Raw genomic sequence first — 14,865 nt, 5'->3', positions numbered from 1 at the left:
CTGGCGACTCTTGAAGGGTTGAACTTCGCGTCCGGGCGGGCTGGAGGAGAGGAGGAGCTCGCCCGGACGCGTCGCGGTCTGGGTCGTGGAGAAATCCACGACCGTCAGACCCGGGAGGATCAGTTGGTTCCCTTGCCGCCACACTTGCCGGTTGCAACATTGAAGTTGCCGCAGGACAGAGGCGCGCGCCAATCGGAGATCAGGTCCTTCGAATCAGCCAGATAGTCAGACCACTCGTCACCCATCACCAGGCCAGGCGTCTGCGAGACGGTCTCGAACTGGCCGTCGGCCTGGATTTCGCCGATCAGCACAGGCTTGGTGATGTGATGGTTCGGCATCATGGTCGAATAACCACCGGTCAGGTTCGGCACCGAGACACCGATCACGGCGTCGATGACCTTGTCAGGATCGGTGGTGCCGGCCTTCTCGACCGCCTTCACCCACATGTTGAAGCCGACATAGTGGGCTTCCATCGGGTCGTTGGTGGTGCGCTTGTCGCTCTTGATGAACTTGTGCCAGTCGGCAATGAACTTCGCGTTCTCGGGCGTATCGATGCTCTGGAAATAGTTCCAGGCGGCTAGATGACCGACGAGCGGCGCTGTGTCGAGACCGGCAAGCTCTTCCTCGCCGACCGAGAAGGCCATGACCGGGATGTCCTCGGCCTTGATGCCCTGGTTGCCGAGCTCCTTGTAGAACGGCACGTTGGCGTCGCCATTGACGGTCGAGACGACGGCGGTCTTCTTGCCGGCCGAGCCGAACTTCTTGATCGCCGAGACCTCGGTCTGCCAATCGGAGAAGCCGAACGGCGTGTAGTTGACCAAGATGTCTTCGGCGGCGACGCCCTTGGCTTTCAGATAGGCTTCGAGGATCTTGTTGGTGGTGCGCGGATAAACGTAGTCGGTGCCTTCAAGCACCCAGCGTTTCACCGAACCGCCGTCCTCGCTCATCAGATAGTCGACGGCCGGAATTGCCTGCTGGTTCGGCGCCGCACCGGTGTAGAACACGTTGCGCTCGCTCTCCTCGCCTTCATACTGGACGGGGTAGAACAGGATGTTGTCGAGCTCGCTGAACACCGGCAGCACCGACTTGCGCGACACCGAGGTCCAGCAACCGAACACCGCCGCGACCTTGTTCTTGGAGATCAGCTCGCGTGCCTTTTCGGCGAACAGCGGCCAGTTCGAAGCCGGATCGACGACGACCGCTTCGAGTTTCTTGCCGAGCAGGCCGCCCTTTGCATTCTGCTCTTCGATGAGCATCAGCATGGCGTCCTTCAGCGTCGTCTCCGAAATCGCCATGGTACCCGACAGCGAGTGAAGAATACCCACCTTGATCGTGTCGTCAGCCGCCCTGGCCGGGACGCTCATCAGCAGGCCGGCCGTAACCGCGCCTGCCGAAAGCATTTTTGTTATTGTCGAGAAACTGCCCCTCATATTTCAAACTCCCTAGCTGGTTGATCGCATCGCAAACAGACCATGCAACGGCTGTGCCAACCGCGGGAGCAAAATTAAGTGGGCTTGGATTTCCCAGCCCTATCAGCCGGTTAATATACTAGCCGCCAAAGATAAGCGCCGCCGCCGGTGCTCTGCCTGGAAAAAACTCCCCCGCTCTCGCCTAATTTTTGATCACTCGCGAATTAATGCGCCAATTTTGAGCAGAACCAGATCGAAGACGGCGAACCGTTGCAGCGCAGCAGGAAAATGGGGCAAGTTCGATCTTCAAAAGAGCGACGTCATGGCCTCTAGGATTTCTTGTATTTTCAGCACCATGCTTCTGGTTGCGGCCACCGGCGGCGCACGCGCCGACTTCACAGACGGCAAATTGCCGGACGGCACCTATCACTGCGAAGTCTATCTGCTTGGCATGTTCCTCAGCCTTGGCGACATCACCATCAAGGGGAATGTCTATAGCGGCCCGGTGACCTTCGGAACCGCCCGGCAGGGCTACAACTATCAGATGGATGCAAACGGCGAGATCACCTGGTTGGGCCCGTTGGGCGGCTATACGACCGGCGGCAACTCGATCTCGCTCACGCAAGCCACCCTGGACGGTCAAACCAGCCCGTCCTTCGACATCATCATGAAGCAGCCTGACGGCGCCTTCACCGCCTCGACCTGCACAAAGCGTTGAACAGCCGACAGGAAGAGGCGCGAAACCTTGCGAGGTTCCGCGCCAGCAGGCAAGTCGGGAGGGTATGGCTAAATGCTCTTGGCCGACATCTGTTCGGCAATATAGTCAGCCTGACGGATCGCCAGCGACACGATCGTCAATGTCGGATTTTCAGCGCCGCCGGTGGTGAACTGGCTGCCATCCGACACGAACAGGTTCTTGATGTCGTGCGCCTGGCCATGCTTGTTGACGACGCCGTCGGTCGCCTTCTCGCTCATCCGGTTGGTGCCGAGATTATGGGTCGACGGATAGGGTGGCGTCGGGAAGGTCCGCGTCGCCCCGACCGCCGCGTAGAGCGCCGAGCCCTGCTTGTAGGCGTGGTTGCGCATCGCCGTGTCGTTGGCATGGTCGTCGAAATGGACGTCCGCCACCGGCATGCCGTGCTCGTCCTTGATATCGGCATGCAGCGTGATGCGGTTTTCCTCGCGCGGCATGTCCTCGCCGACGATCCACATACCGGCCATATGGTCGTAGTGGTCGAGCGCCGTGGTGAAGGAACGCCCCCAGCCGCCGGGATTGAGGAAGGCGGCCATGAACGGCAGGCCGAGCGACAGCGTCTCCAACTCGTAGCCGCCAACGAAGCCGCGCGAGGGATCATTGCGGGCTTCGTCGCGGATGATACCGGCCATGGTGGTGCCGCGATACATATGCACCGGCTTGTCGAAGATGCCGTAGACCGACCCCGTGGTGTGGCGCATGTAGTTCTTGCCGACCTGCCCCGACGAATTGGCAAGGCCGTCGGGAAACTGGCTCGATGCCGAATTGAGCAGCAGCCGCGGGCTCTCGATCGAATTTCCCGCGACGGCGACGATGCGGGCCTTCTGTTCCTGAAGCTTGCCGTCCTTGTCGGCATAGACAACGCCGGTTACTTTCCCGCTGGCGTCGTGGCTGATCTTGATCGCCATGGCGTTTGGCCTGACCTCAAGATGGCCGGTCGCCTCGCCCTTGGGAATTTCGCTGTAGAGCGTCGACCATTTGGCGCCCCATTTGCAGCCCTGGAAGCAGAAGCCGGTCTGCTGGCAGGCATTGCGGTCGTCGCGCGGCTCGGAATTGATTGCCATCCGGCCGGTATGGCACTCCTTGTAGCCGAGCTTGTCGGCGCCGGCCTTCATCACCTTGAAGTTGTTGTTGCCAGGAAGACCCGGGATGTTGTTGGTGAGCGTCACGCCTAGTCTGTCTTCGGCCTTTGCGTAGTAGGGCTCCAGCTCGGCAAGCGTGATCGGCCAATCGAGCAGGTTCGCGCCTTCCAGTTTTCCGTAGGTCGAAAGCGTTCTGAATTCATGCTCCTGAAAGCGCAGCGAGGCGCCCGCCCAGTGCGTGGTCGAGCCGCCGACCGCCTTGACGATCCAAGCCGGCAGATTGGGGAAATCCTTCGCCACCCGCCAGTCTCCCGAGGTCGTGCGCTTGTCCGTCCAGGCGAGCTGGGCGAATGAATCCCACTCGTCGTTGATGAAATCCTCATATTCGTGGCGGGCGCCCGCTTCCAGGATGACGACATCGATGCCCTTCTGCGCGAGTTCGTTGCCGAGCGTGCCGCCGCCGGCGCCCGAGCCGATGATGACGACCACGCCATCGTTCTTGAGATCAAATGGTGCTGCCATGGTTTCCTCCCGTGATGTCTGTTGTGTACGGTTTGGGACGATGGGGCTCAGAGCCACTCGATGTCGTCGAACCCGCGCGCCATGTAGCCGCCCTTGGAGTAGGACTCGCCCTCGTAGCCGAAGATCGGCCAGACCTCCTTCTGGTTGTAGAGGCCGACGACAAGCCCGCCGCGGACTGCCTGGAAGAACGGCGTGTCCTCGATTTCTCTCAGCACGGCAACGCGCTGCTCCTCCCAGCCGAGACCGGTGTAGCCGCCCTTGCCCGACTTCACGTCGAGATCGGCAATGCCCTTTTCGATAAGATCTTTGTGGGTGGGGTCTTTCCCGGCCTGCTCATCGTGAGCCTTGACGGCGATTGCGTAATATTTGTCAGGCACTTGATCGTGCGGGTAGATGTCGCGCGCCATCTGGATCAGGGTCGCCATGGTTTCGGGCTTGAGCGCGGATGTTTCGAGACCCCAGGCATGTTCCGGGCTGATGACGGCACTGCCTGAAATGACCAGCAACGCGCCGACACCGCCGCGCTTCAGAAGCTCGCGCCGCGATAGGCCGGGCTTCTTTTCATGGGCCGGCTTGCTCTCATAAATCGTGACCATTTGTTCCTCCCTTGCTTGCTATCTGCACCCGAAGGTGCCCTGGCTGGCGCCGCGCTGGCCGGCGCGGCCGTAATGTCTCCTATTTGAACCGGCCCTGACGCTGCAGGACCTCGATCTTGTAGCCGTCGGGATCCTCGATGAAGAAGAAGCGCGCGAGCAGCGCTCCGTCGCGGTTGAACTCGACGATCTTCTTCGGGGCGAGGCCAAGCGCGCCGAGCCGGTCATGCTCGCTGTCCAGATCGGCGACCGAAACCGCGAGATGGCCGTAGCCGTCGCCGAGCGCATAAGGCTCTTCACGGCCCTTGTTGACGGTGAGCTCGACCTCGAACTCCGCCTCGGCATTGCTCAGATAGACGAGCGTGAAAGTATCGAAATCGAGCCGTTCGGCGACATACAGCCCAAAGGCTTTCCGGTAGAATTTGATGGACTGGTCCTCGTCCAGAACCCGGATCATGGTGTGGATCGTCTTCGCCAAATGACACTCCGTCGCAGCAGCGCCTTGTGCGCGTCGGCGTGATTATGCGCGGGTTGCGGCAGAGGTGGTGGCAGCCGATTACCACGCGCTAATCTAACGACGGGGTGGCAAACCGCTAATGCATGTCGCGCAAAAGTGCGCAGCGGTTTTGCGATAACGACATGCATAAGAACGAGGCCTAAAAGCGCGTCGCATGAATCCATTCAAACGCGACGCGCTTTTAAGGACGAAAGTCCGATTGCTGTTTTCCGCTTTCCAGCTGAAGATAATTTGCCACGATAGGCACTGCTCAAAGGCGCGAATCGCTGCTGATTGCGCCTAAAATCAACAAGAATGGCCAAGACCAATAAGAACGGGAGGTAACGATGTGCAGGGTTTTTGCCGGGCAGGATCCGGAGGGCTACCGGCAGATCAATCGATCGATCCGCATCGACGGGCACTCGACGAGCATCCAACTCGAGGCGACGTTCTGGGCATTGCTCGACGAGATCGCCGACAGCCAAGGTCTGACGACGCCGAAATTCATCTCGAAGCTTTATGACGAGGCCATCGAGATCAATGGCCAGATTCCGAACTTCGCCTCGATGCTGCGCACGACCTGTGCTCTCTATCTGCGTGGCCATCGGCCGGGCATCGAAGAACACTCGGCCCCGAAACGGGAAGCGGCTTAACTTTCGATCGCAACATCGAGTGCCAGGCGGGTCATATCGGTAAAAAGCGCCTGGCGTTCGGAATAGTCGGTTTGCTCGCCGGTCACCACATTGTCGACGACAGTCAGCATCGACAGGGCCCGGGCGCCGAAATGCGCGGCGATGCGATAGAGCGCACTGGTCTCCATATCCACGGCCAGCGCGCCCTGTGCCTGTGCTTCGGCGAAGCGATCGCGCCCCTGGGGATGATAGAATATATCGCTGCAGATGGTCAGCCCGGCCTGATGTTCGATGCCGATTTCGGCAGCCCGCGTCAATGCCTGGGCATAAAGCGCCGGATCGGGGCCGGCATCAGCACCGTAGAGCCCCAAGACCTGGCCGCTCTCTGCACTTTCACCCCGCACCGACTGCGAGATCACCAGGCTGCGCAGTTTAACCGCCGCCGTCAGGGCGCCACAGGTGCCGGTGCGGATCAGTGTCCTCACGCCATGGAAGTCCAGCAATTCATGCGCGTAGATCAGGAATGACGAGACGCCGATGCCGGTGGACTGGATGCTGACGGGCTTGCCGCGAAACAGGCCGGTAAAACCGAGGGCCTCCCTTCGACGATTGACGCAGCGCGGCGCCTCCAGAAAGGTTTCCGCCATCCATTCGGCACGCTGCGGATCGCCCGGCAACAGCACTGTTGCGGCATAATCACCTTTGCCTGCCTCGTTGTGCGGCGTCACGGCATGCTCCCCCAAAACCCGCCGCCCGTTTCGCCATAATCATGGCAGTCTCACGCCATTTCGCAAGTGCGAGAATTAGTATGCCCTAAGATTCCAGCACATCCTTGACGATTGTGGCCAGTTGCTTGAGCGAAAACGGCTTCGGCAGGAAACCGAAATGCGCGTCTGCCGGCAGGTTCTTGGCGAACGCATCCTCGGCGTAACCGGAAACGAAGACGAATTTGATGTCGGGTTGCCGCTTGCGCAGTTCGCCAAGCAGCGTCGGCCCATCCATCTCAGGCATCACCACGTCGGAAACGACAATGTCGACCTTGCCGCCGAGCGCCTCGAAGACTTCCAGCGCCTCGACGCCCGAGGACGCTTCGTGGACGGTGTAGCCGCGCGACGTCAGCGCCCGCATGCCGCCCATGCGCACGGCATCCTCGTCCTCGACGAGCAGCACCGTGGCCGAGCCCGACAGATCCTTGGCTGCGTCGGCGATCTTTGCCGGTGCGACCGGCGCCTCGCCGGGCTCGCCTGCCTTTCTCGCCTCAGCAATGTAGCGCGGCAGGAAAATGCGGAACACCGATCCCTTGCCGACCTCGGAATCGCAGAAGATGAAGCCACCTGTCTGCTTGATGATGCCGTAGACCATGGACAGGCCGAGGCCGGTGCCCTTGCCGACCTCCTTGGTGGTGAAGAAGGGTTCGAAAATCTTCTTGAGGACTTCGGGGGCGATGCCGCTGCCGGTGTCTTCGACTTCGACCACCACGTAATCGGCCGGCGCAAGTTCGCGGTAGGGAAGGCTTTTGCTCTCTTCTGTCGTCACGTTCCGGGTGCGCACGGTGAGGTCGCCGCCGGCCGGCATCGCATCGCGCGCATTGACCGCCAGATTGACCACCACCTGCTCGAACTGCCCGATGTCGACCTTCACCGGCCACAGATCGCGGCCATGATCGACCTTCAGCTTGATGTCGCTTCCGACCAGGCGGGCCAGCAGCATCCGCAGATCGGCAAGCACGTCGGTCAGGTTGAGCACCTCCGGCCGCAGCGTCTGCTTGCGCGAGAAGGCCAGAAGCTGCCTCACCAGCGAAGCCGCCCGGTTGGCGTTCTGCTTGATGTTCATGATGTCGGGGAAGGACGGGTCCGACGGGCGATGGTTGGTCAACAAAAGGTCCGACGCCATGATGATGGCGGTCAGTACGTTGTTGAAGTCGTGTGCGATGCCGCCGGCAAGCTGGCCGACCGCCTGCATCTTCTGGCTTTGCGCCATCTGGCCCTCGAGCGCCTTCTGCTCGGTGGTCTCGACGGCATAGACGATGGCCGATTCTTCGGCGCCCTCGCCGGTGCCGTCGGCGACCGCGTTGACGTAGAAGCGCATGTGCCGTTCTTCATTGCCGGGCAGCAGCGTATCGATCGGTTCGATGTCGGCCTGCCTTTGTCGCGCTTTTTCGAACGCCGCGGCAAAGGCGGGCCGGTCGCGCTCATGGATCACCGTGTCCAGCCGCACGCGCCGATCGACCGCGTCCCCGTCGACGACGGAGGAAAACAGCGACAGGAAAGGCGCGTTGGTGCGCAAGATGCGCCCACTGTTGTCGACCGCCGCTATTGCCATCGGCGTCGAATTGAAGAAGCGGGTGAAGCGGATCTCCGAGGCGCGAAGATCGGCGGAAGCGTCCTCGCCTTGCGTCCGGTTGAGCACGATGGTGCGCGTCGGACCGTTGACACCCTCGCGGCTGGCCGAGACCCTATGCATGAAACGCACGGGCAGCGCCTCGCCTTTCACCGTCGTCAGATCGAGATCGATGACCGCATTGCGCGTGGTGCCGGGATCGGCCTTGACTGAGCGGACCAGCGCCATGCCGTCGCCGGCGACGATCTCCGGAAGCGTAACGGCACCAGGTGTGAAGCTCGTCAGGTCGATGCCCAGCCACTCCGCCAGCGTGGCGTTGATATAGGTGACGCGGCCTTCCTGGTCGGCCGAAAAGAAGCCGGCCGGCGCATGGTCGAGATGGTCGATGGCCTCCTGCAGATCAAGGAAGAATCGCTCCTGCTCGGCCCGTTCTTCCGAGATGTCGGCGAGTTGCCAGGCGAGCAAGGGCAGCCGCTGGCCAGGGACGCTGAAGGCGCGGGCACGGGCGCGATACCAGCGCGCGCCCGGCTCGGCGCCGGGTCGAATGGATTGCGCAAGCCGAAACTCTCCGTCGCCGGGCTGGCCGTCGCGCAGGCCGGAGGCGAGCCGGTATATGGTCACCGAGGCCTCGGGAACGTCAGACAGCAAACTTTCGACCGTCTTGAGATCCGCCGCGGACGCGGCGCCCGTCATGTCGGCATAGGCCCGATTGGCGTAGACGACACGACCCTTGGTGTCCGTGACCAGAAGACCTTGCGACATCGAATCGACAAACGCTTTCGATAGCTCGTCACTCGTCGAGCGCGGTGTGATCTGCACGAAGCCGATGGCGGTCGCGAACAGGAAGCCGACGCCGATCATCGCCAGCACACCAAGCATTCCGAGCAGGAATGGATCGCCAAGACGTTCGCGGAAAAGGCCGAAGACGATCGCGGCGCCGGTCAGGACGACGATGAAGACGATGAGCCGGGTGACCGCACCCGGTCGCGTGTTCTGGTCGACGATCGGTACCGGATAGAAATCGCCGCGCGCTTCCTTGGCCATATGCCCCCTGCTCGTGAAATCCGGTACTTGCCCCTGCCCGGTTGAATCACATTCTCAGGGTCCGGAAAAGGCCTTGGCGGCAAATGTCCGCTAAAAATGACGCCCGTTCTGCGCCACCAACTTGCTGAAAATCCAGTGTGGTGGATTTGAAGTGGGAACGCTGACGCACTCAATTCGCAGGAACTTCAAATCCACCAGATTGGCGTTTCAAGCTGTTCAAGAAGCGCGAAAGGCAACTTGCAGGGGCGTGCCGCAACAGTCTAGTGTCACTTTTCTTCGAAAGCCGATACGGGGGCACTAATGCAAGGGCTGGATAGCGTTTTAGGTCCTTATGCCGCGGAAATCCTGTGGACGCTGGTCGCGCTTGTCCTTCTGGCCATTATTCTCCTCATCATCAAGCTGGTCCGCAATCTGACCTTTGGAACATTCGTTGCCGGTGGCAGGAACCGCAAGACGCGCCTGGCCGTCATGGACGCCACCGCTGTCGACAGTCACCGCCGGTTGGTGCTGGTGCGCCGCGACGACATCGAGCACCTGCTGTTGATCGGAGGCCCAACCGATGTCGTCGTCGAACGCGACATCCGGCTGTCGGCGCTGCGCCGTCCTGCACTGACCGGAGATAGCGGCGGCCATCAGCCGGCACCGCGGCCGCGCGCGCCTCAACCGGCTCCTGCGCCAATGATGCAAGCACCGCCTCCGCAGCCGGTAAGCGCGGCCCCGACGCCTGTCCGGCCCCATCAGACCGCACTGGCGCCAGCGCCGAAGCCAGGGCAAAGCCATGAATCGGCGACCATCACGCCGCTGCCCGCCTACGGATCGGCGAACGCCACTGCGTTTCGACAGGCGCCATCGCCGGCAAGACAGGATTCCCCGCCAAAGCAGGATTCTATTGACGATACGCTGATGAGGGAGCTCGAGGTCTCGTTTGATGACCCGCACCCCACCAAGCCGGAGAGCAAGCCGGCGGTAAAGGCGCCGTCGTCTCTCGATGACGAGATGACGAAGCTTCTCGGCGAGCTTTCCAGCCAGAAAAGATAACCGGCCAGAAACCGGGGCAGCGAACAGCTAACAAAAAATGGCCGGAGACCGGCCATGACAAAATTCGCTATCGGCTGCTTTTTAGGCGCTCCGCCTGTGCTTCAGTCGTCGCGGTAGACCTTCTCGCGGCGCTCGTGGCGCTCCTGCGCCTCGATCGACAAGGTCGCGATCGGACGCGCATCGAGCCGCTTCAGCGCGATGGGCTCGCCGGTTTCCTCACAATAGCCATAAGTGCCTTCATCAATGCGCTGAAGCGCGGAATCAATTTTTGAAATGAGTTTTCGCTGGCGATCGCGGGCGCGAAGTTCGATGGCGCGGTCAGTTTCCGAAGAGGCGCGATCAGCGAGATCGGGGTGGTTGGCGTTTTCCTGCTGCAGGATTTCGAGAGTTTCGCGCGCTTCGCGCAGTATGTCGTTCTTCCAGGTGACGAGCTTCAGGCGAAAGTAGGATTTCTGCCGTTCGTTCATGAACGGCTCGTCTTCGGAGGGTACGTAATCGGCAGTAACGATGTCGTTCATTCGACTCACCCAAACAGCCCCAATTTTGGCGCCTATATATTCGCGGACCGAATGCTGCACAAGCGTAATCGACGACAGTTTCACGCAATTGTTAATGTCGGGCAAAACGGTATTGGCCGCATCATTCGCATGAAGGGCACGACCGAATTCGCGTATGATTTGTTGGGTTTGAAAGGTGCCGGCCATTGTGCATAAGGCCGTTCTCATGGCTAATCCTGCAGCGCCTTTGGCGAGTTTCGGTGTTTGGCACAAGCGAGGGGCCGGTGAGCAAGCTCTATCTATTGAGGCATGCCAAGGCCGGATGGGCCCTACCCGGCATGCGCGATTTCGATCGTCCGCTCGACGCATCCGGCCTCGCCGACGCCGAAACCATGGGTGCGGCCATGCGGGCCCGCAGCTACATTCCGGACCTCACCCTTTGCTCCAACGCAAAGCGAGCGCGCCAGACGCTGGAAGGCCTGGCCGGCCACACCGATACAGGCCGGGTCCTGTTCTTGGACACGCTCTATAGCGAGGACGCCGCCAGTTATCTCTCGATCATCCGCGGCAATGGCGGGCCAGGCTCGCTGCTCGTCATCGGCCACAACCCGATGACGGAAGATCTTACTATCGCGCTTTCGGGCGATGGCGACGAGGCTGCGAGGGGAATTCTGAACCACGGCTTCCCGGCCTCCGGCCTTGCGGTCGTCCGTTTTCCAGGCAGTCTTGCCAATGCCGCGCAAGGCACCGGCTATCTCGAAGCCTTCGTGACGCCGGCCGATCTCTGACGCCATTTCAACCTAAAGTTGTTGGCTTGAAGTTCCTGCCACTTCAATGGCATCAGCGCACACTACAGCGCCGTCCTCTTGGACGCGCAAAGGACGCTGTAGAACTCAATTTTGCGCATGATCTTTTCCGAGCCTATGGTTCGGGTTCATGCGCGAATTCAATGATTTGCTGGTGTGGCTTAGATTCCGAAATTCGCTCACTGCGCTGCCCCAAGGTACTGCGAATTTCGGATTCGCCACACAAGGCGGCAGCGTCTATATCGGGTCGTACCGAAGCCCCGAGAGACGCATTTTGGCATCATCGCTGACCACTTTCACCGACGAGGCGAAGATTGCCCTGGATACGCTGTCGGGGCGCGCTACCGGGCTTTTTTCGCCATCGCTGCGGCTGGGTGTCACTGGCCTTTCCCGCGCAGGCAAGACAGTGTTCATCTCAGCCTTTGTCCACAATCTGATCCATGGCGGGCGCTTGCCGCTGTTCGCGGCGCAGAAATCGGGACGCATCGCCCGTGCCTTCCTCGAAGAGCAACCGGATGACGCCGTACCGCGATTCCAGTACGAGGATCACGTAGCGGCCCTGGTCAACGACCGCCTGTGGCCGGATTCGACACGTGCCATTTCCGAGCTGAGGCTCACCATCGAATATGAATCGGCCTCCGGCTGGAGCCGCATGTTTTCATCAGGCAAATTGTCGGTCGATATCGTCGACTATCCCGGCGAATGGCTGCTCGACCTGCCGCTGCTCGGCAAATCCTACGCTGATTTCTCACGCGAAGCCTTCGAGATGGCCGCGCTGCCGGTGCGCGCCGACCTTTCGAAGGAATGGCGCGCGCTCTCTGCCGCAGTCGACCCGAATGCGGACGCCGACGAGATGACGGCGCGCCGCCTCGCCGACAGCTTCGCCGCTTATCTCAAGGCATGCAAGCTCGACGAGCGGGCGCTTTCAACCCTGCCACCCGGCCGTTTCCTGATGCCCGGCGATCTTGAGGGCTCGCCGGCACTGACCTTCGCGCCCTTGCCGGGCCTGAGTGAGCGGCGGGCGCGTTCCGGGTCGCTTCAGGCGATGATGGAGCGGCGCTACGAGGCCTACAAGACATATGTCGTAAAGCCGTTCTTCCGGGAGCACATCACGCGCCTCGACCGTCAGATCGTGGTGATAGACGCCCTGCAGGCCTTGAACGCAGGCCCCGGCGCCATGGCCGATCTCGAACGTGCTGTGACCGAAATCCTCGCATGTTTCCGCCCCGGCCGCGGCAATTTCCTGACCGACTTTTTTTCAAGGCGCATCGACCGCATATTGGTGGCGGCGACGAAAGCGGACCATCTGCACCACGAAAGCCACGACCGGCTGCAGGCGATCGTGCGGCGGCTCGCCGACCGTGCCGTGGCGCGGGCGAATTTCACCGGCGCCGATGTCGACGTGGTTGCCCTGGCGGCGGTGCGCGCGACCCGGGAAGGCACGGTCAAGCAAGGCCGTGAGACGTTGCCGGTCATCATTGGCACACCGTTGAAAGATGAAAAGATCAACGGCGAAACATTTGATGGAAAAACCGAAACAGCCATATTTCCCGGTGATTTACCGGACAAAATTGATGCAGTGTTCGATGTCTCTGGGCCAGACCATCGGCAGAGCCCAGACCATCGACAAAGTAATGATGACCCGGCAATCCGCTTCGTGCGCTTTCGCCCGCCAAAGCTCGAACGCACGGCTGAAGGCGTCACGCTGTCGCTGCCGCATATCAGGCTCGACCGCGCCCTGCAGTTCCTGATCGGAGATCGTCTGGCATGACCGCGCCCCGCAAGCCGGCGGCTTTTCGCATCGAGCCGGAAGCCCCGCCAAAAGAACGGGCAGCCTTGCGGCAGCCCGACTCTCCATCGGCCAGAAGGCCACGCGCCGCGAAGGCTGATCTTGCCGTCGTCACTCCGGCGGAAATCGACGTTTTCGACGAGCCGGATATTATCGCCGCCGAACCGCCGCCTGCCACCGCGCCGCGTAAGCGTTCGATATCAGGTGGCTTGTTGTTCGGCGCATTGGGCGTTCTGGTTTCGCTGGCCCTCGGCCTTTGGACCGATCAGCTGATTCGCGATCTGTTCGCACGTGCCGAATGGCTGGGCTGGCTTGCCGCCGGGATGGCCGTGATCGCGGTGCTGGCGCTTCTGGTCATCCTCGTCCGCGAATTCCTGGCGATCGCCCGCCTCGCCGAGGTCGAAAAGCTACAGAAGCGGGCACTCGACGCCATTGCCCGCGACGATCCGAAGGCCGCTCGCGCCGTGGTCGACGAACTCTCGGCCTTTGTCGCGGCCAAACCCGAAACCGCGGCCGGCAGACGTGCGTTGGCAGACTTGCGCGACGAGATCATCGACGGTGGCAATCTGGTGCGCCTGGCCGAGACCGAAATCCTCGGCCCCCTCGATGCGCGCGCCAAGGTGATGATCCTCGAAGCGGCAAAGCGTGTGTCGCTGGTGACGGCGGTCAGCCCTCGCGCTCTGGTCGACGTCGCCTATGTCGTGTTCGAAGCGGGCCGGCTGATTCGCCGGCTGTCGGAACTTTATGGCGGCCGGCCGGGCACGCTGGGGTTCTTCCGGCTGGCGCGCAGCGTTCTCGCTCATCTGGCGGTGACCGGCTCGATTGCCGTCGGCGACAGTTTCGTTCAGCAGATCGTCGGCCATGGCCTCGCTGCTCGGCTCTCGGCCAAGCTTGGCGAAGGTGTCGTCAACGGCATGATGACGGCGCGCATCGGCATTGCTGCGATGGAGACCGCAAGGCCCCTGCCCTTCAGCGCCACGAGACGGCCCGGCATGGGTGATTTCCTGTCCGCGCTGACATCGTTTGCAACGAAAAAGCAGAAGGAGACATCGACTTCCGACACGTGACAACCGTCTCCAGCACCGCACGTCCTGGTAAGCGCACCAAGGACGGTGGAGCACTTTGATTTCGCGCATGATCCCAGCGCAAATCGCTTCCGGTTTTCGGGCCATGCGCTAGCGGTGACGAAGCATTAACCAATCTTGTTCATGGTCGGACGGGTTCCAAACCAGTCTCTTTGTTGCCGGGTGTCGTCGATGAAAAGCGTGATCTTGTCTAGCGTCCTGCCGATGGCGGTCGTGGTTTCAACAACTGCCGGCATGGCCGAAAAGACCTTTGCAGCAGAACGGGACAGGAAGTTCTTTCAATCGGTGGAAGGCGAATGGGTCGGCCCCGGGGAAATCGTCGCCGGCAAATACAAGGGCACGAAATTCACCTGCAATTTCACCGGTTCGACACCAGACGGCAAGATCGGCATGTCGCTCGACGGCGGCTGCCGGGTCGGCATGTTCACCCAGCAGATGTCGGCGACGATCCAACACAAGGGCCGCGAGGGCTACAAGGGCAGCTTCATGGGCGGTGCTGCCGGTTCCGGCCTCGACATTATCGGCGGCAACGTGGTCAGCGCCAACAAGGTCGTCTTCACCATCAACCGCAACCAGTTGCGCGGCGTCATGCAGGCTCTTGTCCCCAACGACAATTCGATGACGGTGACGGTTGCGGTGCGCGTCGACCAGCAATTAGTGCCGGTCATTGGCATGAAGCTGAAGCGCGTCGATACGGTCGAAGTCGGCTCCATAGCGCCGAACTGAGCGACCTTTTGCACGTCCGATAGGCGGCGCTCTACTCTAGTTGCAAAAAAGC

The 14,865-nt window shown here is 61.3% G+C and carries 14 protein-coding genes; 7 read left to right on the top strand and 7 right to left on the bottom strand.

Translation table 11 applies throughout. The features are described 5' to 3' along the window. Positions 1-119: 119 nt before the first annotated feature. Positions 120-1,430, bottom strand: coding sequence for an urea ABC transporter substrate-binding protein (gene urtA / locus BQ8482_RS00430; RefSeq protein ID WP_123145788.1), 1,311 nt, complete (start codon positions 1,428-1,430; stop codon positions 120-122). Positions 1,431-1,731: 301 nt separating this feature from the next. On the opposite strand from urtA, the gene BQ8482_RS00425 reads away from it, so the two are divergent. Further along, positions 1,732-2,127 carry a hypothetical protein gene (locus tag BQ8482_RS00425; protein WP_123145941.1) on the top strand — a complete coding sequence of 132 codons (396 nt, stop codon included), beginning with the start codon at positions 1,732-1,734 and terminating at the stop codon, positions 2,125-2,127. 68 nt (positions 2,128-2,195) lie between these two features. On the opposite strand, the gene BQ8482_RS00420 is transcribed toward BQ8482_RS00425, so the two are convergent. From BQ8482_RS00420 to BQ8482_RS00410, 3 genes are all read right to left on the bottom strand, one after another. After that, positions 2,196-3,767, bottom strand: coding sequence for a GMC family oxidoreductase (locus tag BQ8482_RS00420; RefSeq protein WP_123145787.1), 1,572 nt, complete (start codon positions 3,765-3,767; stop codon positions 2,196-2,198). Positions 3,768-3,814: 47 nt separating this feature from the next. Continuing rightward, on the bottom strand, positions 3,815-4,363 hold the full coding sequence (locus tag BQ8482_RS00415; protein ID WP_123145786.1) for a gluconate 2-dehydrogenase subunit 3 family protein: 549 nt from the start codon (positions 4,361-4,363) through the stop codon (positions 3,815-3,817). Positions 4,364-4,442: 79 nt separating this feature from the next. After that, positions 4,443-4,838, bottom strand: a complete 396-nt coding sequence (locus tag BQ8482_RS00410; RefSeq protein ID WP_123145785.1) for a VOC family protein — start codon at positions 4,836-4,838, stop codon at positions 4,443-4,445. A gap of 365 nt (positions 4,839-5,203) precedes the next feature. On the opposite strand from BQ8482_RS00410, the gene BQ8482_RS00405 reads away from it, so the two are divergent. After that, positions 5,204-5,509, top strand: coding sequence for a ribbon-helix-helix domain-containing protein (locus BQ8482_RS00405; protein WP_123145784.1), 306 nt, complete (start codon positions 5,204-5,206; stop codon positions 5,507-5,509). On the opposite strand, the gene BQ8482_RS00400 is transcribed toward BQ8482_RS00405, so the two are convergent. Together BQ8482_RS00400 and cckA are read right to left on the bottom strand one after the other, a co-directional pair. After that, positions 5,506-6,216 carry a purine-nucleoside phosphorylase gene (locus BQ8482_RS00400; RefSeq protein ID WP_123145783.1) on the bottom strand — a complete coding sequence of 237 codons (711 nt, stop codon included), beginning with the start codon at positions 6,214-6,216 and terminating at the stop codon, positions 5,506-5,508. The genes BQ8482_RS00405 and BQ8482_RS00400 overlap by 4 nt on opposite strands. Positions 6,217-6,301: 85 nt before the next feature. Next, a complete protein-coding gene (gene cckA / locus BQ8482_RS00395; protein WP_123145782.1) occupies positions 6,302-8,872 on the bottom strand; it encodes a cell cycle histidine kinase CckA in 2,571 nt (856 codons plus the stop codon). A 300-nt stretch (positions 8,873-9,172) separates the two neighbouring features. Between cckA and BQ8482_RS00390 the strand changes: the two genes are divergently transcribed. Beyond that, positions 9,173-9,910 (top strand): flagellar biosynthetic protein FliO, encoded by a 738-nt coding sequence (locus tag BQ8482_RS00390; RefSeq protein WP_123145781.1) that lies wholly within the window; start codon positions 9,173-9,175, stop codon positions 9,908-9,910. 101 nt (positions 9,911-10,011) lie between these two features. Here the strand turns inward: BQ8482_RS00390 and dksA are convergent, their stop codons facing one another. After that, positions 10,012-10,428, bottom strand: coding sequence for an RNA polymerase-binding protein DksA (dksA, locus tag BQ8482_RS00385; protein WP_006202025.1), 417 nt, complete (start codon positions 10,426-10,428; stop codon positions 10,012-10,014). A 263-nt stretch (positions 10,429-10,691) separates the two neighbouring features. Here dksA and BQ8482_RS00380 point away from each other — a divergent pair, with 263 nt between their 5' ends. The 4 genes from BQ8482_RS00380 (at position 10,692) to BQ8482_RS00365 (ending at position 14,813) form a co-directional block, all read left to right on the top strand. Continuing rightward, positions 10,692-11,195, top strand: a complete 504-nt coding sequence (locus tag BQ8482_RS00380) for a SixA phosphatase family protein (protein WP_123145940.1) — start codon at positions 10,692-10,694, stop codon at positions 11,193-11,195. A gap of 292 nt (positions 11,196-11,487) precedes the next feature. Next, a complete protein-coding gene (locus tag BQ8482_RS00375; protein ID WP_123145939.1) occupies positions 11,488-12,984 on the top strand; it encodes a YcjX family GTP-binding protein in 1,497 nt (498 codons plus the stop codon). Further along, on the top strand, positions 12,981-14,069 hold the full coding sequence (locus BQ8482_RS00370; RefSeq protein WP_123145780.1) for a YcjF family protein: 1,089 nt from the start codon (positions 12,981-12,983) through the stop codon (positions 14,067-14,069). The genes BQ8482_RS00375 and BQ8482_RS00370 overlap by 4 nt, the downstream gene beginning before the upstream one ends. 189 nt (positions 14,070-14,258) lie before the next feature. Beyond that, positions 14,259-14,813 carry a hypothetical protein gene (locus tag BQ8482_RS00365; RefSeq protein ID WP_123145779.1) on the top strand — a complete coding sequence of 185 codons (555 nt, stop codon included), beginning with the start codon at positions 14,259-14,261 and terminating at the stop codon, positions 14,811-14,813. Positions 14,814-14,865: the final 52 nt, after the last annotated feature.

The sequence above is a fragment of the Mesorhizobium delmotii genome, from assembly GCF_900149755.1.
GTDB classification, from domain to species: Bacteria; Pseudomonadota; Alphaproteobacteria; order Rhizobiales; family Rhizobiaceae; genus Mesorhizobium; species Mesorhizobium delmotii.
The sequence above is the reverse complement of the archived record's forward strand: the minus strand, read 5'-3'. Positions and strand labels throughout refer to the sequence as shown.

Bases quoted from the DNA above. Each gene is read 5' to 3' on its own strand.
- urtA (WP_123145788.1), bottom strand. From the start codon at position 1,430: ATGAGGGGCAGTTTCTCGACAATAACAAAAATGCTTTCGGCAGGCGCG.
- BQ8482_RS00425 (WP_123145941.1), top strand. From the start codon at position 1,732: ATGGCCTCTAGGATTTCTTGTATTTTCAGCACCATGCTTCTGGTTGCG.
- BQ8482_RS00420 (WP_123145787.1), bottom strand. From the start codon at position 3,767: ATGGCAGCACCATTTGATCTCAAGAACGATGGCGTGGTCGTCATCATC.
- BQ8482_RS00415 (WP_123145786.1), bottom strand. From the start codon at position 4,363: ATGGTCACGATTTATGAGAGCAAGCCGGCCCATGAAAAGAAGCCCGGC.
- BQ8482_RS00405 (WP_123145784.1), top strand. From the start codon at position 5,204: ATGTGCAGGGTTTTTGCCGGGCAGGATCCGGAGGGCTACCGGCAGATC.
- cckA (WP_123145782.1), bottom strand. From the start codon at position 8,872: ATGGCCAAGGAAGCGCGCGGCGATTTCTATCCGGTACCGATCGTCGAC.
- BQ8482_RS00390 (WP_123145781.1), top strand. From the start codon at position 9,173: ATGCAAGGGCTGGATAGCGTTTTAGGTCCTTATGCCGCGGAAATCCTG.
- dksA (WP_006202025.1), bottom strand. From the start codon at position 10,428: ATGAACGACATCGTTACTGCCGATTACGTACCCTCCGAAGACGAGCCG.
- BQ8482_RS00370 (WP_123145780.1), top strand. From the start codon at position 12,981: ATGACCGCGCCCCGCAAGCCGGCGGCTTTTCGCATCGAGCCGGAAGCC.
- BQ8482_RS00365 (WP_123145779.1), top strand. From the start codon at position 14,259: ATGAAAAGCGTGATCTTGTCTAGCGTCCTGCCGATGGCGGTCGTGGTT.